This is a genomic window from Anaerotaenia torta (assembly GCF_050433395.1).
Classification (GTDB): domain Bacteria; phylum Bacillota; class Clostridia; order Lachnospirales; family Lachnospiraceae; genus Mobilitalea; species Mobilitalea torta.
Window position 1 is genome coordinate 164,454 of the sequence record NZ_JBNPXH010000009.1, and the last position, 18,635, is coordinate 183,088.

General features: G+C 48.0%; 21 protein-coding genes. All 21 read right to left on the minus strand.

The window, feature by feature from the left end:
* Positions 1–55 precede the first annotated feature (55 nt).
* On the minus strand, positions 56–784 hold the full coding sequence (locus HNQ56_RS15555) for a hypothetical protein (RefSeq protein ID WP_429148104.1): 729 nt from the start codon (positions 782–784) through the stop codon (positions 56–58).
* Positions 785–805: 21 nt separating this feature from the next.
* A complete protein-coding gene (locus tag HNQ56_RS15560; RefSeq protein WP_429148107.1) occupies positions 806–1,456 on the minus strand; it encodes a DUF6115 domain-containing protein in 651 nt (216 codons plus the stop codon).
* A gap of 16 nt (positions 1,457–1,472) precedes the next feature.
* A complete protein-coding gene (locus HNQ56_RS15565) occupies positions 1,473–1,784 on the minus strand; it encodes a hypothetical protein (RefSeq protein ID WP_429148110.1) in 312 nt (103 codons plus the stop codon).
* 16 nt (positions 1,785–1,800) lie between these two features.
* Positions 1,801–3,402, minus strand: coding sequence for a flagellar assembly protein A (locus tag HNQ56_RS15570; protein WP_429148113.1), 1,602 nt, complete (start codon positions 3,400–3,402; stop codon positions 1,801–1,803).
* A 101-nt stretch (positions 3,403–3,503) separates the two neighbouring features.
* Positions 3,504–4,271, minus strand: coding sequence for a FliA/WhiG family RNA polymerase sigma factor (locus HNQ56_RS15575; RefSeq protein WP_429148116.1), 768 nt, complete (start codon positions 4,269–4,271; stop codon positions 3,504–3,506).
* 59 nt (positions 4,272–4,330) lie between these two features.
* Positions 4,331–4,624: a hypothetical protein gene (locus HNQ56_RS15580; RefSeq protein ID WP_429148119.1), complete on the minus strand. Its 294-nt coding sequence runs from the start codon at positions 4,622–4,624 to the stop codon at positions 4,331–4,333.
* 72 nt (positions 4,625–4,696) lie between these two features.
* Positions 4,697–5,182 carry a chemotaxis protein CheD gene (locus tag HNQ56_RS15585; protein WP_429148122.1) on the minus strand — a complete coding sequence of 162 codons (486 nt, stop codon included), beginning with the start codon at positions 5,180–5,182 and terminating at the stop codon, positions 4,697–4,699.
* Between the two features lie 9 nt (positions 5,183–5,191).
* Positions 5,192–5,809: a chemotaxis protein CheC gene (locus tag HNQ56_RS15590; protein ID WP_429148125.1), complete on the minus strand. Its 618-nt coding sequence runs from the start codon at positions 5,807–5,809 to the stop codon at positions 5,192–5,194.
* 26 nt (positions 5,810–5,835) lie between these two features.
* The gene (locus HNQ56_RS15595) at positions 5,836–6,294 is read right to left on the minus strand and encodes a chemotaxis protein CheW (protein WP_429148128.1); all 459 of its coding nucleotides are present in this window, start codon (positions 6,292–6,294) and stop codon (positions 5,836–5,838) included.
* Between the two features lie 78 nt (positions 6,295–6,372).
* Positions 6,373–8,475: a chemotaxis protein CheW gene (locus HNQ56_RS15600; protein WP_429148130.1), complete on the minus strand. Its 2,103-nt coding sequence runs from the start codon at positions 8,473–8,475 to the stop codon at positions 6,373–6,375.
* Entirely contained in the window at positions 8,476–9,666 is a 1,191-nt protein-coding gene (gene cheB, locus HNQ56_RS15605; protein ID WP_429148133.1) for a chemotaxis-specific protein-glutamate methyltransferase CheB, read from the minus strand.
* 64 nt (positions 9,667–9,730) lie between these two features.
* Complete coding sequence (locus tag HNQ56_RS15610; protein WP_429148136.1) at positions 9,731–10,492, minus strand: flagellar brake protein; 762 nt, start codon at positions 10,490–10,492, stop codon at positions 9,731–9,733.
* Positions 10,493–10,508: 16 nt separating this feature from the next.
* The gene (locus HNQ56_RS15615; RefSeq protein ID WP_429148139.1) at positions 10,509–11,405 is read right to left on the minus strand and encodes a MinD/ParA family protein; all 897 of its coding nucleotides are present in this window, start codon (positions 11,403–11,405) and stop codon (positions 10,509–10,511) included.
* A gap of 1 nt (position 11,406) precedes the next feature.
* Entirely contained in the window at positions 11,407–12,615 is a 1,209-nt protein-coding gene (gene flhF, locus HNQ56_RS15620; protein ID WP_429148142.1) for a flagellar biosynthesis GTPase FlhF, read from the minus strand.
* The gene (flhA, locus tag HNQ56_RS15625; protein ID WP_429148145.1) at positions 12,615–14,648 is read right to left on the minus strand and encodes a flagellar biosynthesis protein FlhA; all 2,034 of its coding nucleotides are present in this window, start codon (positions 14,646–14,648) and stop codon (positions 12,615–12,617) included. Before flhA ends, flhF begins: the two co-directional genes overlap by 1 nt.
* A 13-nt stretch (positions 14,649–14,661) precedes the next feature.
* Positions 14,662–15,810, minus strand: coding sequence for a flagellar biosynthesis protein FlhB (gene flhB / locus HNQ56_RS15630; protein WP_429148148.1), 1,149 nt, complete (start codon positions 15,808–15,810; stop codon positions 14,662–14,664).
* Between the two features lie 60 nt (positions 15,811–15,870).
* Positions 15,871–16,638 carry a flagellar biosynthetic protein FliR gene (fliR, locus tag HNQ56_RS15635; RefSeq protein WP_429148151.1) on the minus strand — a complete coding sequence of 256 codons (768 nt, stop codon included), beginning with the start codon at positions 16,636–16,638 and terminating at the stop codon, positions 15,871–15,873.
* Positions 16,635–16,910, minus strand: coding sequence for a flagellar biosynthesis protein FliQ (gene fliQ, locus HNQ56_RS15640; protein WP_429148153.1), 276 nt, complete (start codon positions 16,908–16,910; stop codon positions 16,635–16,637). The genes fliR and fliQ overlap by 4 nt, the downstream gene beginning before the upstream one ends.
* Before the next feature lie 14 nt (positions 16,911–16,924).
* On the minus strand, positions 16,925–17,770 hold the full coding sequence (gene fliP / locus HNQ56_RS15645; RefSeq protein ID WP_429148155.1) for a flagellar type III secretion system pore protein FliP: 846 nt from the start codon (positions 17,768–17,770) through the stop codon (positions 16,925–16,927).
* Positions 17,757–18,242, minus strand: coding sequence for a flagellar biosynthetic protein FliO (locus tag HNQ56_RS15650; protein ID WP_429148156.1), 486 nt, complete (start codon positions 18,240–18,242; stop codon positions 17,757–17,759). The genes fliP and HNQ56_RS15650 overlap by 14 nt, the downstream gene beginning before the upstream one ends.
* Positions 18,242–18,604: a response regulator gene (locus HNQ56_RS15655; RefSeq protein WP_429148159.1), complete on the minus strand. Its 363-nt coding sequence runs from the start codon at positions 18,602–18,604 to the stop codon at positions 18,242–18,244. The genes HNQ56_RS15650 and HNQ56_RS15655 overlap by 1 nt, the downstream gene beginning before the upstream one ends.
* Positions 18,605–18,635 lie beyond the last annotated feature (31 nt).

Consider the following 18,635-nt stretch of genomic DNA (forward strand, 5'->3'; position numbering starts at 1 on the left):
TATTTTTCCGGCCGTTTTATTACAGCCTTCCGGTCAAATACCGGATCGAACTGTTTTATTCTGTGATTTCTTTTATAATTTCATCATAGGTCGCACCCATAGGCAGGGTAAAGCTTCCCACTCGAATCACACTGGCCTTCCCTTTTTTTATAATATACTGGTTGAAATCCTTTGCATCCTGGATCAGTCCCGCCTCTTCCAGTACCTTCGACACTTCTCCGGAATACATTCCCCTTACTACCGTAAAGGTAATCAGCTCTTCTGCCGGATTCAATCCCTCCGAAGGATCCTGTTCTGACGTCACTTCCGGCGTTGCTTCCTCTCCGGCTTCTGCTTCTTCCCCAGGTATTGTATTCGTTCCGGTCTCCGTGTTCTCCCCAGGTTCTGTACTCGTCCCTGTCTCCGTGTCCTCCCCAGATACTATATTCGCCTCGGTCCCTGTTTCCTCTTCCGGTCCTATATTCGTTCCAGTCTCTGTGTCCTCCCCGGATTCTGATATATTCCCATCAGCTTCCTGTTTTGTTCCCGCTTCCGGATCAGTCCCCTCCCCGGGCGCTGTATCCGCTCCCGGTTCCTGAGAATCTTCTCCATTATCCAGTATCCCATTAAGAACCTGATTTTTCTCTGAATTCAACTCATCCGAGCCATATCCCATGCCCAGGGCTTTGGCCCGCCGCACAATCTCCTGATCCGTCAACTCTTCCTTCGGCCTGGCTATTGCCAGGATCAGAGTGGTAAGAACAATTCCAATACCCAGACCCCGCATATAATATTTTAATTTCATTGTATCTACCGGCCTTTCAGATTACTTCTTTCCCTTGAATAAATCAATCACCAGCTTTACTTCTCCCTGACCGAGATCTAATATCCTCGATATCTCCACAATCGATTTTCCACGGGAATATAGTTCTAAAATCTGTGTGTTATTATTGGAGACCATCCCCTCCGTTTGAGAAAGCTCCTGCAGTTCCTGAACCACTGCCGCAGGTGCTTTTTCACCCTGTCCGCCTCCTGCTGCCTGGGTCTGGACTGCCCCCTTCTCTGATACCTGCGGCTTTACTTCCGCCGTTGTTTTGAGATGTTCGCTCACAATTGATTTTAATTCCTTTTCCTTATCATTCAACATATTATAAAGAAATACCACTTCTTCATGATTTTGCCTGATTTTCTCAAGAAGCTGGTCAGAAAAATCACTCACAGCCATAATTTTTTCATTTGATAACTTGCTTAGGGCGTGATCCGTACGCAGGATGGCCTCTTCCTGAACCTGGGCCAGAAGTGCTTCCACCTGTTTAAGCAGCTGCTTTCTGTCCTCCTGTGTCAGCGTCTCCTCTATGGAAGCGATGCTCTTCCCCAGCATTTGCTTCTGTGCCGTCTGAGAACGATCCACCAGAACACAGCTGATAATAATAACCAGGATGCCCGCGACAATCAGCACTATATCAATTGGATTCATAATTACCTCCGCAAAACTAAACCCGCATATCAAAGCGGCCGTTATGAGGGATCTTCTTCACCGGCTCTGACTGCTCTTTTGCTTTTTCTTTCTTCTGTCTATTTTTACCCGATCCCTGATACTGGTTATTTCCCTTTTCCTTCGCATCATAACGATATTCCTTCTGCTCGCTCTTGGATGCTTCCACCGGCTTCCTCTGCTCTGCTTGAACCATATTCTGAAAATTCCGGCCCAGCTGATCCTGATTATGCTGAGCACGCTGAGTATCCATGTGTTTGATTTGTGTGGCTTCCTGTGCCCTGATTGGTTCCAGCGGTCCTACCTGCATATGCTCCCTCCGTTCCTCACATCAGCGGAATCACTTTAATATCAGCCCTGTCTCTTACAAATTTGCTGTGATGTGTCTCTTCCCGAATAAAATACATCACATTCGCTATTACAATCTTTGTTCCGGGATAGACAATATCGGATATCTTAATAACACCCGATGTATTGCTGTCAACGTCAATCTTCAAATCCTCATAACGTTTTCTGGCTTCCTTGATCTGCATCTCCAGCAGAATATTATTCTGAGTCACCTGCTTCAGATACTCTCTCTTATCCTCTGTAAGCTGGGCACCTGAGGAAATCCTCTTGCGAAACATGACCAAAGCCTGGGCCAGCCTCTCCTTATCCGCCATCATGGATGCGATCTTTTTCTCAAGTAAACGAAATTCCTCCAATATCTTCGGCTCTATTCCAACCTCCAGCAGGGTGGATGTTCCCATCTGGGAACCGGCTGTCTTAACAGAAATCATCGTAGCGGAACGAATCTCACCGCCTGTGACAAAGCCTCTCTTACCGCCTACCATCACATCTCCCTTGGCAGATACCTTGCTGTGAAGAATCGATTCCGTTGAAACATAGCCCCCGGCCACTACTTCCGCATTTTCGATAAATTTAGTAATAATATTACCATTAGCCCGCAGAACACCCTTATTCATGCCCTGCATACCGCGCTTGAGAACGATCTGTCCCCCTGCTTCGATATAGGCTCCCTCAACAACGCCATTCACCTCTACATTTCCCTTGGCTCTTATGGAAAAACCGGTGATGACATTCCCTTTCACTATAACATTGCCCTCATAGTCAATATCTCCCGTAGAGGCATCCACGTCAGCCGCCACCTCAAGGCTGTCCGACACAAACACCCTGCCGTCCACCAGGCTGACATGCCCGTCTACCTTGGAATACATTTTTAATCCATCCTCGGACAGAAAAACATTTTTGCCATGACGAAGCACTCTGTTCGTCACCTTATTCGGACGAAGCACCGTACCGCAGACATCAATACCCGGCTTTCCCGGATCCATGGGATTCAGCGTTGCCAGCAGCTGATTCTTACTGCAATGGCTAATGAGATCCAGCTGATGAAAATCAACTGATCCGTCTTCATTTCTCTTCGGCTTCTGGGTCAGATTCGTATTAAAATGATATGTAATTGCTGCATCATGCCCTTGTACCGGAAGAGTCGCCCTTGCAAGGATATAATTCGTACAATACCGCCGGTCCTTCAGATAATTTTCAATAGCCTCCTCGTTCAGTCCGTATTTGACACCTGACCTTACCAGCATAGAGACAATATCATCTTTTTCCATCAGCTTTCCTCCGTCCGAGGGAGGATAGAATCTCGCCACGGCGTACATCCGGTCTTCCGAGATAGTCACACGAACCGTCTCGTCAAGGATGATTGTCAGCGCCTCGGCAATCCTCACTTCATCCTCCTCATTCGCCGTCAGAGCCCGTCCGATCGCAAGCTTGTCATATTCAAAGATGTTCCTGTCCATAAGGTATTTACTGATTTCCTCGTAAGAAACAGCCTCTCCGCCTTGTTCGGCAGCATATAGCTTTAAATATGTTCCATCCTGCTTTACCACAATCTGAAAGAAACCATTCCTACTGTCCATTCCACTCTCCATTCTGCCGGGACTCCGTGAATCCGGATGCCGGCACAATCTTTGCACAGCAAATTGTATCATCAATCCGCTGCCTGTTAACTTAACTCCTTTTAAAATCCGTTAAAAACCTCTATATTGCTTCCCAGACGCAGCTTCATCTTCTGCAGTGCCTTCGTATGCAACTGGGATATCCGGGACTCGGATACCTCCAGGATCCGGCTGATCTCCTTCAAGGTCAGTTCCTCATAGTAATAGAGAACGATGACCTTTTTCTCCTTCTCTGTCAAGGTCTCAAGGGTTTTGACCAGCAGCTCCTTCAGCGCCTGTTTCTCCACAATTTTATCCGGCTGATCAAACTCCGCCGTGAGATTCTGCTCTACTCTGGCCTCCGATCCCTGCTCCATAAATTCATCCAGAGAAATCACATTGGTCACCTTGGTCTGATTCTGCCAGTTCTCAAATTCATCCACCGATATCTCCAACTCGGCGGCAATTTCTTCGTCACTGGCCATCCGCCCATATTTCTGCTCCAGGCTCTGGTAAGCCACGTCAATTCTTCTCTGCTTCTGACGAATGCTCCTTGGAATCCAATCCATTTTTCTGATCTGATCCAGAATCGCACCGCGAATCCGCAGGGAAGCATAGGTCTCAAATTTTACTCCCTTGGCAGGATCAAACTTGTCCACCGCATCAATTAACCCGAAGGTTCCGTATCCAACCAGATCGTCATATTCCACATTATATCCCAGATACATGCTGAGACGTCCGGCAACCAGCTTTACGAGGCCCGCATATTCAATTATAATCTTCTCCTGAAGCTCAGGGGTTCTTTTCTCCGCATAAGCTTCCCATAGTTTTTGTTTCCCTTCCGCGTTCATTGTACCTCCAAAAACTGTTCTTACGTATTATGCAGAACTATGTTCAAGGAATTCGTTGGTTAATTCCTTTGTCCTCCCTGTTGTACCTTCGCCGGCTGATTCCTTTCTCCGTCTTCGCTTCCTTCCTCTTCCCCTTCGGCAGCCTCGGTAGCGGCTTCTTCCTTTCCGGGAGCATTGATGACCGTCTTTACGATGATGGCCTTTACAACTAAACCTGCAATATAAAATAAAAACAGCACCAGGAGCAGCCTTTTTAAGCCTTCTGCTGTCTCCACCTTATTTACAATGTTGAGGATGCTGGTTATGGCACCGGCAATCAGCATTATGAGAGCCGGAATGTATCTTTCCTTCATCGTATCACCCGCCATTTTCCTAAAATATTATTTTCCCTAAAGGATTTCCTTCTCCTAAAGGACTTTCTTGTCCTAAAGAACTTTCTTGTCCTTACCTACCGACTTAATCAGAAGCGCTCCCGTCTCCGGATAGAATTCAATTGTCCGGCCATAATTGGCTCCGGTATCCTCTGCCATAATTCTGATTCCAAGCTGGCCCAGCTTCAGTTTGGTGGCCTCCACGTTCCGGTCGCCAATCCGCATCATGTCATTGTTGCTTCCAAAAGCAAACATCTGGGCTCCGCCTGCAATCTTGGCAATCAAAACCCTCCGGTCCGCTCCAATCTCCGCCATGCGCTTAATCAGCAGATCAATTCCGGTATCGGCAAATTTGGCTTTATTTTCATTATTTAATATCTTTGTACTGTCAGGAAGCATGATATGTACCATTCCGGCTATTTTCTTCACCGGATCATATAGTACAATGCCTACGCAGGAACCTAAACCTAATGTTGTAATTGCATTGGGTGAGATACATACGTTTAAATCTGCCATCCCTACCTTTATCATTTCGTTCATGAACTCACCTTATAACCCCAGGGAAGATAGAATTACTCCATATGAATCAATCGTCGGAATTAATATAAAAAATCCATTTACTGCCTTATCGTCATCTACAAATTCCGTCTCAATCAGCAATGCCTTATCCCCGATTTTACCAAACTCAATGGCGGGCACGCTTAAGATTGCACCGGCCATGTCAATTGCCAGGTAGGGTATACTGGCAGTAATAACGATGTTTGTCAAAGTCGAGAGCGAGGACAGGTAAGCGCCGGCAATAATATTCCCAATCTCGTTCAGTGCCGACAATTCCATTTCACTGAATTCCTCAGAATGATCCTCCGTATTGCCCATGAGAGAAGTCACCAGATGCTTTGATGCCGGCAGATCCAGCATAAACATCATCATCCCCTGAATCTGGCCCTCCAGGGTAAACAAAATGCCTGCAACCAGATTCTCCGCACCGCCGACAATCTCCGACAGCTCCTTGAACTCCAATAAGTCAACCTTGGGTACCTTCATATCAATTTTTGAATTTATCAGTTGTGAGAGGGCTGTTGTGGCATTCCCTGCTCCTATATTGCCGATCTCTCTCAGTACGTCGTATTGCATATTATCGATTTGATTAATATCCAAACGGGACACCGTGCCTGCACCTCCTTCTATGTAGCCTATTCCTTCCTTGCGTTACCATCCTTTTCAATTACAATATTGGGAATATTCAAAAGATTAACCAGCTCCGCACCATATTTGCCGATGCCGATGCTGTAATTAGCCTTTTCATCCTGTTCCTCATAATTTATTTTCTCAATTGCACCAGGTTCCAGCGTGATTACCTCTTTGACGGAATCCACAATAATTCCCACCGGCGCCGCCTGACTGTCAGGACGGACAATGATAATTCTGGAACTGGAGGTACAGGGTGTTTCCTCCTTTCCCAGTCTTTTGCACAGACTCATCACCGGGACGATCTCCCCTCTCAGGTTAATCACTCCCTGGAACCAGCTCTGGGCCTTGGGAATTCTGGTAATACTCTGCATAACGATAATATTGTCGATATAGTTGATATCAATACCATACTGATCCTTATCCAGATATGCAATGATAAACTGTTTCATATCCGTAGCCATAGCAACCTCCATACTGCCGTCAGGCAGCTCATAATCATAGATTATATTGAAATGTTTAAAACCAACTCAGCTCTGCTTCTATACCAGGGAGTTAACATCAAGAATTAAAGCCACCTCACCGTTGCCAAGAATGGTAGCGCCGCTGATAATCTTATGACTCTTGATGTATTTTCCAATAGACTTGATTACAATTTCCTGCTGTCCCATCAATTCGTCCACTACCATTCCGGCCAGGCGTTCTCCCTTCTTGACAATGACCACCAGCAGCTCTTCCACCATCTCCTCCGGCTTCCGGCAGTTCAAAAGATTACCCAGGCGGATGACCGGCACAACTGCCCCTCTTAGATTAATGACCTCTTTACCCTGGATTGTCTTTACCTCCGCTACCGGAATATTCTCCACCGTCTGAATACTGCCCAAGGGAAGCGCATATTTCTCGCCTCCGATGATTACCATCAGGGATTGGATAATCGCCAGGGTAAGGGGCAGCCGAATGATGAAATTGGAGCCTTCGCCAAGACGCGTCTTCGCCTCGATCTCACCGCCAAGAGCCTCTATCTTCGTCTTAACTACATCGAGACCTACTCCGCGGCCGGAAACATCCGTAACCTTTTCCGCAGTGGAGAAGCTGGGCCGGAAGAGAATATCAATAATATCCTTATCCGTCATACCCTTGGCCTGTTCCTCCGAAAGGGTTCCCTTCTCGATTGCCTTTTGCCGGATCCTCTCCGTATTAATGCCGCCGCCGTCATCCCTTACCTCGATCACTACATTGTTGCCGTCCTGATAGGCATCCAGATAAATGGAACCAACGGGATTCTTGCCCTTCCTGCTTCTTTCCTCATTGCTCTCCAGACCATGATCCGCGGCATTCCGCAGCAGATGCATCAGAGGATCACCGATCTCGTCAATTACGGTACGATCCAGCTCTGTTTCTTCACCGGTCATGTACAGCTCCATCTCCTTGCCCAGGTTCTTGGACAGGTCACGGATCATTCTGGGGAAACGGTTCACCACACTTTCAATAGGCACCATTCTGGTCTTCATTACCGATTCATGAAGGCTTGTGGTAACACGCTCCAGATATTCGATCTGCTCGTGAAAACTGCTGTCAGCCATGATTTCCCTGCCGCTGCTGATGGAGATCAGACCGTTCTTGGCAATAATCAGCTCGCTGACCAGATTCATAAGTACGTCCAGTTTGTCAATATCCACACGCACGGACCGGTTGGCAACCGGCTTTGCCGTCTGCTTGGCAGTGCCGCTTCCTGCCTTCAGCGATCCGGCATCCCTAGCCGGCTGCTTAGGCTGGGTTGCAGCAAGCTCTTCCTGCTTCAGCTCCTGCGTAAGGGCCGCCACCTCATGATCGGGCAGGCGGACATAGCCGGACACTACCTCCTTGATCTCGGATACACCGGACGCGGCCTGGGCCAGCTTCTCCGGCGTCTCCTTTGTTATTACAAAGGCAGAATAATCAAAATCATATTTTTCATCCTCCAGGTCCTGGGCGCTGGGATTCAATTTAATAATCTCTCCCAACTCCTCCAGCGTACGGTTCACCATAAAGGCCCTTGCCCCTTTAAGCATACAGTATTCCTGAATGTATACCGTAAGTCCCACTACATTCAGTCCCAGCATCCCGGCCTTGACCATAGCCCTCTTCTCATGCTCCTCGATGGGAACACCGATAAACTTCATCTTCCCGCCCGCAGGGGAAGCACCGGAGATGCTCTGCGCCTGCACTCCTGCCCCGCTCTTCTCCGGCACGGCCTGTTGGACAGCCGATGTCTTACCCAGACCCTCATTGAGAATCACATTCAGGGCATTGATAATATCCTCATTATCCTCTTCCCCTTCGTTGGCCTCGGCCTGGATATTGCCAAGATATCCTTCCAGGGCATCCAGCCCTTTAAAAAGAATATCCACCAACGCGGAGGAGACCTTCATCCTGCCATTGCGAATCTCGGAAAATACATTCTCCATATCATGGGTCATTCTTTGCATCCTCTTATAACCCATGGTTCCTGCCATTCCCTTTAAGGAATGGGCGGCACGGAATATCTCATTAATAGTTCCTTCGTTCTCCGGTTCCCGCTCCAATATTAAAAGATGCTCGTTCAGGCTTTGCAGATGCTCCTTCGTTTCTTCGATAAATATCTCCAGATATTGACTTACGTCCATTTAGCACACCCCCACATTCTTTATGATCGCACCGGACACTTCATTCAATGCAACCACTTCATCCACGAGTCCTGCGTCCCTAACCACCTTCGGCATTCCATAGACAACGCTGGTCTCTTCATTCTGAGCAATTACGTAAATATTTCTTGTCCTTTCAAGCTGCTTGATTCCGGCGGTTCCATCTCCGCCCATTCCCGTAAGAACAACGCAGACAATCTGCCCGAATTCGGAATCCACAAGAGATTCATACATGATATCCGCACAGGGCTGCAAACCGTGCCTTGCCCGCTCCTTTGTTACAGAAAGACGGCAGGTATGATCCTCCAGCGTCTTCAGGCGCAGCTGGTATCCTCCCTTAGCAATATACACGGTACCCTTGGTGAGGATTTCCCCGTCTTCGGCCTCCTTTACGGTCAATGGGCTCAGCTCATTGAGCCTGTCCGCCAGAGATTTGGTAAACCCTCCGGGCATGTGCTGAACCACCAGCACCGCCGCATCCAGATTAGCCGGCAGATTGGGGATCACCGTATGCAGAGCCTTCGGTCCGCCGGTGGAACACGCAAGAGCAACCAGCTTGCCGGTACTTCGGACAGCTTCCGGCGGCACCTTTGCCGGGAACATCACCGTTTCTCTGGCTGCCGCTTCCCTGCCGGCTGCTTCCCGGACCGCTCTCAGGCTCGCTTCCAACGCATCCGCCTTTGGAACGGCATCTCTGGCCGGAAGAGGAGGAATCGCCTTGGGCCGCGGTACCGGGGCTTTTACTGCCTCCGGCTTATCCCCGGCTCCCATTCCTGCGACAGCGGCAAGGCACTCCAGAAGACGGCTATAGAAAGCACTGCTCTGTATCTTCACATAGCTTTCCGGCTTTGTAACAAAATCGAAGGCTCCCAGTTCCAGTGCCCGGATTGTCTCTTGGGCATCCTCCCGCACAATAGTGCTGACGATAATGATTTTAGCCGTAATTCCCCGTTCCTTCAACTGCTCCAGCAATTCGATCCCGCTCATCCTGGGCATATTAATGTCCAGCAGAATCGCATCAAATTCCTCCGCCCTGCTCAGCAGCAGATATAATCCCTCCAGACCATCGGCCGCAGTCCCGGTTACCTGGAATCTTCCGTCTGAGTTAATTATATCAGAAAGCACCCTTCTCATAAGTGCAGAGTCATCTATTATCAAAACTTTTTTCTTCATATGGAATCTTCCTCCCATAATGGTAATCACGGCAAACCGCTTTCAATCAATCCTTACACAGGGATTATCCCTTCTCATTCTTCATACGCCAGCGTTCCTGCTCAAATATGTATCGAATTAAAGCCTCCCGTTCCCTGTGGGAAATGTCATCAAATTGTACCCTGTGTTCATATACCCCGGTCCGATTGAGATTTCGCTCGGAAGCCACAATCCTGCTTCCCAGTGTCATGATTCCAGGCCCCGGCTGATCGATAAACGGCAGCTTCATCTGAAGCCTGTCACCGGCCTGGAGCTGTTCTTCGGAACTGAACTTTGCTCCGCCGCCGCTGATATCCGTCATATAGCCTTTTCTCCAGCCAACGTCCAGTTTCTTCAGCCTGGAGCCGACTTTTTCCCGGCGTTCTATATCCCTGTCGCCCAATTCTTCCTGCTTTTTCTTCAGCAGCTGCTCTTCCAGAGTCATATTCCGGTATTCAAACTCATTCACACATTCCAGCCTGTAATACTGTCTTCTCTGAAACTTCTCCAGATTAGACGTTATTCTGACCTCTGTGGATATGGTGTTCTGATCCCTGCGATTAATGATCGCCTGGCAATTACACCGGTAAAGTCCCCTCTCCGTATAAAAGCAAAGCTCGTAGCTTTCTCCTACCTGGAGAGGAAAGGTTTTACCCAAAGCCATGGGGGCAGCTATGTGAAGCACGTTCTGATCCACAATATCGATCAGCTGGCTTACATAGGTTCTGCCTATCGGCACCGGCTTTCCGCTCTTTCCCAACACCCTGATATCTATTTTGTCTCCTATCGCTATAACTTCCTGAAGCATCTCACACCCCCGGTTTTTATTGTATCTTATCCTTTGTTCTAATACGGGAACGCAGCAGATTCGCAAACAGCTGAGCAATCCCCTTCTGGTTCTGTACATTATTATTCTCATTCTCACACAATATTCCGGCAAAGCTGCCGATAATCCTGGCAAACTGCGAATTCGGGAATAATTCAATGACAGGCTTCTGTTTCATTATGGCCTTGGAAACAATGCTTTCCTGGGGCAAGGCCCCCAGATATTCCAGTTTCAGGTCCAGAAACCGCTTCACTACAATACTCAGCTTATGATATAATTCCTTGCCTTCCTCGTAGCTGTCCGTACGGTTGGCCACCACCTTAATTACCGTATCCTGCAGCGAGATATCCGCCTTTCGGTTCAGACTCTTCATTAAGGCATAAGCGTCCGTAATGGATGTGGGTTCCGGGGTCGCAACCAGCAGCACCTCGGAGCTGGCACCGGCAAATTCAAGAACAGAATCTGTAATTCCCGCACCGGTATCCACAATAATAATATCGGCATGATCATCCAGATCCACCAATTTCTGAATTAAGACAAGAATCTGATCCCGGGTGAGATTCGTCAGCTCCCGGATGCCGGATCCGCCGGAGATAAATCCAATCCCTTCCGGCCCCTCCGTTATAATATCCGATATGCTCATCCCTCCGTACATCAAATCCACCAGATTGTACCGGGGACGGATTCCCAGCATGACCTCCACATTCGCCAATCCGAAATCAGCATCCAGCACAATAACGCGCTTGCCCAGCCTGCTCAGAGCAATTGCCAGATTCACTGATATACTGGACTTTCCAACGCCGCCCTTCCCGCTTGTTATCGTGATTACTCTGGCTATATTCCTTGGGGAGGCCTGTTCCTGCACCATTCTTCTTAACTTATCTGCCTGATCCATGTTACTGCCCCCTTAAAAGCTGCTTCGCAATATTTTGAGCATCTACTCTTGAAATATCATCAGGTACATTCTGACCGAAAGCTGCATAGGACAGCGGCGCCTCCGTTAGCATCCGTATATTGAACAAATTACCGATGCTGCTGGTTTCATCCAGTTTCGTAAAAATCAGACGATAATTGAAAATCTCCGCATAGGCTTCTGTGATTTTAACAAGATCCCTGTATTTTGTAGTCCCGCTGAGAACCAGATAAACCTCCCGCTCCTCCTCCGGAACAGAATGGATGAGAGCCTCTATCTCGTCCCTCTGTTCCTTGCTCCGGTGGGAACGGCCCGCCGTATCAACAAACACGAGATCATAAGCGGAGAACTCCTCCTTTGCCTGCTTCATCTCCTCCGCCGAATAAATCACTTTGATGGGAACTCCCAGAATATTGGCATAGGTGCGAAGCTGTTCCACCGCCGCAATACGGTAAGTGTCCGCTGTAAGAAACGCAATCCTGGCCTTCTCGTCCACCTTGAATTTAGAGGCGATTTTAGCTATGGTTGTAGTCTTCCCCACTCCTGTGGGACCGATAAAGAATATGAACTTCGGTATCTTCCCCGTCACTTCGATTATCCTGGGCTGCCCCAGCTTTAAAATAATCTTCTGATAGATGCTGGCCAGAATATTATCCACAGAAGCATCCTTATTCAAAGTTCCTTCGATCTCACTGAGAATCTGATTGGCATACTTTTCATCCACCTCATTACCCACCAGCTGGTTGTAAACCAACTGGATGCAGGCAAGATTCTTATTGGTCTCTGCCGGCTTTCCCTCTTCCCTCTCCCCCGGCTGCTTTTCCTTCTCGCTGATCTGTCTCTCCAGCAGGCTTTGAAGATTATTCAGCTTCACCTCAATTGCCGAAGGAGCACTCCCCTGAGCGCCTTCTCCATAGATCGATTTTTCTCCTTCATCCTCGTAGATAATATCTGCAAAAACCGGTTTTCTGGGAAGCGCGGCAGCCGGTGCAGGGCGTTCCTTCTCAGTCTTGCCCGCTCCATTCTCATCCACGGCAGCCGTGACCTCTACCAGAGGCTTGCGAAGGAGACGATAGATTCCTCTGGGGGATACTGTTTTGATATTCATTACAATGGCATCCTTGCCCAGCTCTTCCTTGGCAAGGAGGATTGCTTCCGTTTCTGTACTCGCCTGAAATTTCTTGATAATCACTATACTGTCACCATCCCTACCGACTGTAATTCAACATTTGAATCGATCTCATTATATGATACCACAATTAAATCCTTAAAATAATCCTGTGTCAGCCGTTTAAAATACATTCTGACGATGGGAGAGGTGATGATAATAGGGTTCTTACCCAGATCCTCCAGCTTATGTACCTCTGTTTGAACCGATTCCATGATCTCCCTTGTCACTCCGGGATCCAGCGCCAGATAAGCGCCCTGTTCGGACTGCTTTACGGACCCCATGATTTCCTGCTCCACCTTAGGGTCCAGAGTGACCACACTGGTCATCTCCCCAGAGGTAAAATATTTGCTGGAAATCGCCCGCTTCAGGCTCTGACGCGCATACTCCGTCAATACATCCGTGTCATGGGTGGTAGCGGCATAGTCTGCCAGGGTCTCGAAGATAGTAACCAGATCCCGGATGGAAATCCCTTCGTGCAGGAGATTTTGAAGTACCTTCTGGATCTCTCCGATATTAAGCAGCTTGGGAACCAGCTCCTGAACCAGAGTCGGATTGGCCTCCTGGAGATTGTTGACCAGATTCTGAACATCCTGTCTTGTAAGCAGCTCATGGATATGGCTTCGCACCACCTCGGTCAAATGGGTCGCAATAATGGACGGCGGATCAACCACCGTATAGCCCAGAGTCTCCGCACGCTCCCGCTGGCTCTCCGTAATCCAAAGCGCCGGCAGATGAAAGGAGGGTTCAAAGGTAGGAATTCCGGTAATCTCCTCCTCTACATATCCGGGATTCATGGCCATATAATGGTCAAAGAGAATCTCTCCCTCACTGACCTGAATCCCCTTAATCTTAATAATATACTGATTGGGATTTAACTGGATATTATCTCTTAAGCGGATCATGGGTACCACACAGCCCAGCTCCAACGCCACCTGCCTCCGGATCAGAACCACACGGTCAAGCAGATCTCCGCCCTGATTGGTATCTGCCAGAGGGATGATACCATAACCGAATTCCAGCTCAATAGGATCCACCTGCAGCAGGGACACCACATTCTCCGGCCTGCGAATCTCACTTGCCGCCGCTTCTTCCGAGGATACCTCCTCCTCGATCTGTGCCACCTCCACCTTGGAGGCGATCACTCTGCCTGAGATAATAAAGATTAAGCCGTAAGCCGTAAATAATAAAGTACTCAGCGGTGTAAAGAAACCAAAGGCTATCATGCTTCCGCCTACCAGATAAAGCACCTTGGGAATGGAAAACAGCTGTCCCATGAGCAAATCGCCAAAATCCGCTTCCTTGGATACCTTGGTAACCAGAATACCTGTGGCCAGGGAAATCATCAGCGAAGGGATCTGGCTCACAAGACCGTCGCCGATGGTCAGGATTGCAAAATGCTCCAGTGCATCCATCGCCGACATTCCCATATAGAGAACGCCCATCACAGTGCCGCCCGCCATATTAATAATGGTAATAATAAGGCCTGCCATGGCGTCTCCCTTAACATACTTGGTAGCACCGTCCATGGAGCCAAAGAAAGCCGATTCCGCCTGAATTTTATCCCGCCTCTCCTTCGCCTGGGCATCATTAATCGCACCCGTATTCAGATCCGCATCAATTGCCATCTGCTTACCGGGCATAGCGTCCAGGGTAAATCTCGCGGTAACCTCGGCCACACGCTCCGAACCCTTATTGATTACCATGAATTGCACGATGATTAAGATAATGAAAACAATAACGCCGATTACCATATTACCCCCTCCGACAAAGCCTCCGAAGGTGGTTATTACATTTCCCGGCTTTCCGGTCATGAGAATCAGCTTCGTGCTGGACAGGTTCAGGGAAACGCGAAACATGGTGGTAAATAACAAAATCGTCGGAAAGGACGACATATTCAGAACTTCCTTTGTAAACAAAGCATTGAATAAAACCACCATGGCAATGGAAATATTCAATGCCAATAAAATGTCCAACACAGAGGACGGCATTGGAATGATCAGAAATATAAAAGCGGATAATAAAAACATTCCCACAATCAGATCATTTTTCTTCATCAGTACCTCCTAATCACACTACTGCCTTTTTATTTTTAAGCCCATAAACATAGGCCAGAACTTCCGCTGTCATCTGATAGAGCTCCGGCGGTATCTCCGCCCCAAGCTCCACATTGTAATAAAGCATACGGGCAAGAGGCTTATTCTCAACGATGGTGATATTATGGTCCCTGGCTGCCTCTTTGATTTTCTCGGCCAGATAATCCGCCCCTTTGGCGATGAGGACCGGCGCTTCGCTGGTTGTCTTATCGTATTTGATTGCCGCTGCCAGATGCGTCGGATTGGTAATAACCACGTCGGCGGTGGGCAGTGCCTGCATCATTCTCCGCTGGGAAACCTCCCGCATCTTGGCGCGGATCTTTCCCTTCACCTGGGGATCTCCTTCTGAGTTCTTATATTCATCCTTGACTTCCTGCTTGGACATTCTCATGTCCTTCTTAAACTTAATCTTCTGATAGAGCAGATCTGCAAAGCCGATCACCAGGAACACCATACTGATCTGGATTCCCAGATCAAGCACCAGATTACCGATGAGAAAAACCGCCTGTACCAGCTTCATATCATAGAGGATGAGCAGCGTCTTCCATTCGTCCTTCAGCGTATCATATGCCAGATAAAATATGACTCCTATCTTAAGGAGTGAAATAAGGAGTTCAAGAAGCTTTTCTTTGGAAATGATCCTCTTCATGCCGCTGACCGGGTTTATTCTGGAGAATTTGGGCTGTATCAATTTGCCGGATACCTTCCACTTCACCTGATAGATCTCTACCACAAAGGAGACCGCTACCATAACTGCAAATACCGGAATACAAGTCAGAAGCACCGTCAGTATGGCATCCTTCAGCAGGCTGGCGGCGGTATTAATCCCCACCTCTCCTCTGGACAATCTGTCAATGGCGCCAAACATCTTATTAAAGCTCTTCAGAAAATTTTCTCCATAATAGCCGGCAAAGGTCTTGATAAGGATAAAAAATGCGGCAAGTCCCGTGGATGTGACCAGCTCCTTGCTCTTGGCAACCCGGCCTTCCTTTCTGGCGTCATTCAGCTTCTTGGTTGTAGGCTCTTCCGTCTTATCTCCATCATCTGCAAAAAACTGCAGACGATAAGGCATCCGGTATAAGGAATAACGCATCTCCTCTTCTGAAATCATCCTGATACCCATGCTTCCTCCTCTAAAGGACTTTCCGGACTTAAGAAACTGTCATCTCTGCCCGGGCCCCTTTCACTTCAGTATCTCTATGGAAGCAAGGAGCATCTCCTTCATCTTGTTAAAAATAAAATCTGCCACCGGCGGAACCAGCTCCATAATCATCGCCAGCACCAGCAGTCCCACCAGAAGCTTAAGCTGCATTCCGACGACAAACATATTCATCTGCGGAGCAATCTTCGCCAGTATGGCCAGTATCGCGTTAACCACGAGAATTGCCGCAAAAATCGGAAGTACAATCCGAAAGCCGATCTCAAAATATTCAGCGATAAACTGAACCATTATCTTATACATATCCGCGCGGAAGACCGCCCTCCCTATCCCGATCACCTGGAAGGAATCGATAGCTGCCCTCAGAAAATAATGGTGGAGATTCGTGATCATCATTACCAGTATTACCAGATAGCCGTAGAGATTGGCCGTAATCGTGGTCTGGACATTGGTGGTGGGATCCATGACATTCAGCATGGAAAACCCGATTTCCATATCAATCAGCTGTCCTGCAAAAGCCAGGATATGATAGGCGATATTAGCAAAAAGTCCCATGATAGCTCCGGCCAGAGCCTCCTTCGCAACAAGCATTGCAAATTCGATCACCCCTGTATATTCTGGCGTACTATATGGAACGCTGTAAAAAAGAATTGCAGTCATAAAAACCGATAATCCTGCCTTAACATTCCGCGGCACATTTTTTAACGAAAAAAAAGGAGCCGTAAAGAGAAAACCGGTAATCCTCACAAGTATTAGAATAAAAAATTCAAAATGTTCAATTGTAAAGGTCATAGGGTGCTGATGTAATAACTAAAATTGGAGAACAGCTCCACTGTAAATTCCTTCAGGGAATTTAAAATCCAACTGCCCGCCAGGATGATAACAAGAAATACTGCAACCAGCTTCGGAACAAATGTGAGGGTTTGTTCCTGAATAGAAGTAACCGTCTGCAGAATACTGACAACCAGCCCCACAACCAAAGAAGTGAGAAGCATCGGAGCCGCTGACTTCAATACAAGATACACCGCCTGTCTGGCAATATCAACTATAACAGCTTCATTCATACCCGCTTCCCTCCTTATCGGTAAAAGGTCTGCACAAGCTGGCCGATTACCAGGTTCCAGCCATCCGCAATTACAAACAGCAGTATCTTAAAGGGCATGGAAATCATCGACGGCGGCAGCATCATCATACCCATGGACATCAGGGTGGAGGCAACCACCATATCTATTACAATAAAGGGAATATAAATGATAAAGCCGATAATAAAAGCCCGGCGCAGCTCACCGATGATGAAAGCCGGAATAATCACCGTAATGGGAAGATCATCCCAGGTCTTCACTGACTCAATCTTGGCGATATCCATAAACAACCGCAGATCCTTGGGGTTTTCCAACACTTGATCTATCATAAAGCTCCTGATTGGAGCCAGACCCGCATCAAGAGCCTCTTCCCGCGTAATGGTTCCAGCCGTCAGAGGCTTAACAGCCTCTTCATTAATCTGGGTAAACACAGGATTCATGATAAACATCGTTAAGAACAGCGCAAGACTCACCAGCACCTGGTTGGGCGGCGTGGTCTGGGTTCCCAGGGCTGCTCTGGTGAAGTGCAATACAACGATAATCCGGGTAAAGGAGGTTACCATAATCAGTATGGAGGGCGCCAGGGAGATCACTGTTAAGACCAGCAATATCTGCAGGGTCGAGGAAAGTCCCTGGGCATCCTCATCCGTATTCAGAGTAAACTCCAGCGGCCCCAGCGAACCGGTGAGGTTATTATCGCTGCTCTCCGCCGTCGCCGTAACCGTATCCTGTGCCGTCATGGCATATGCTTTCTCCCCCTGGAAGAAAAACAGCACCCCTGCTATCAATAGTGTAAAAACAATTCCAAAGCGTAAGCCCTTGCTTCTATTATGTATCTTCATGGTTATCAGCCTTTGCATCTTTATTATTCTTCAGCTTGTCCAATATCTGTTTGAAGCTTTGCTTCTCCCCCGGACGAAACTCCTTCCGGAGCACTTGTGCTTCCTCCAGCTCCGTAATATAGCTGATCTCCTCTTTTCCTACGGCAATCACAATATATTTATTCCCGATCTTGACAATCTGCAGCATCTTATTCGGTGTAATCCGATAAGAATCGATCACCTGAAAATTACTCTTCTGAAGCTGCCCCAGCTTAACGCCTCCCACCAGCCTGGAAGTATAATAGGCAGCCACCAGAATAATGATCAGCGCCAGAAGCAAGCCCGCAAGCTGCCAGAAGCTGTGCCCCGAGCCCGCTCCGGATAAAACCTGTGACAAATCCCCCTCAACCGGTGTCGGAGTCGGAGTCCCCAGCAATTGATCCAGATCCAACTGTCCCTGCTCAAGTTGTGCCAGCTTTATCCAGCTATCCATCAGCCCACTGCCTTCTTCACGGCCTCCAGTACCCGATCTGCCTGGAAAGGCTTTACGATAAAGTCCTTTGCTCCTGACTGGATGGATTCAATAACCATTGCCTGCTGACCCATAGCGGAACACATAATAACATTGGCACTGGGATCAGATGCCTTAATTTTCTTTAACGCCTGTATTCCATCCATCTCCGGCATAGTGATGTCCATCATAACCAGATCCGGTCTGGTTTCCTGGTATTTATCCACAGCTTTTATCCCGTTCTCAGCCTCCCCGGCGATGCTATAACCATTCTTGGTAAGGATATCCTTGATCATCATTCTCATAAATGCCGCGTCATCACAAATTAAAATACTCTTTGCCATGTTAATTCTCCTATCTTATTGTGTTTAATTT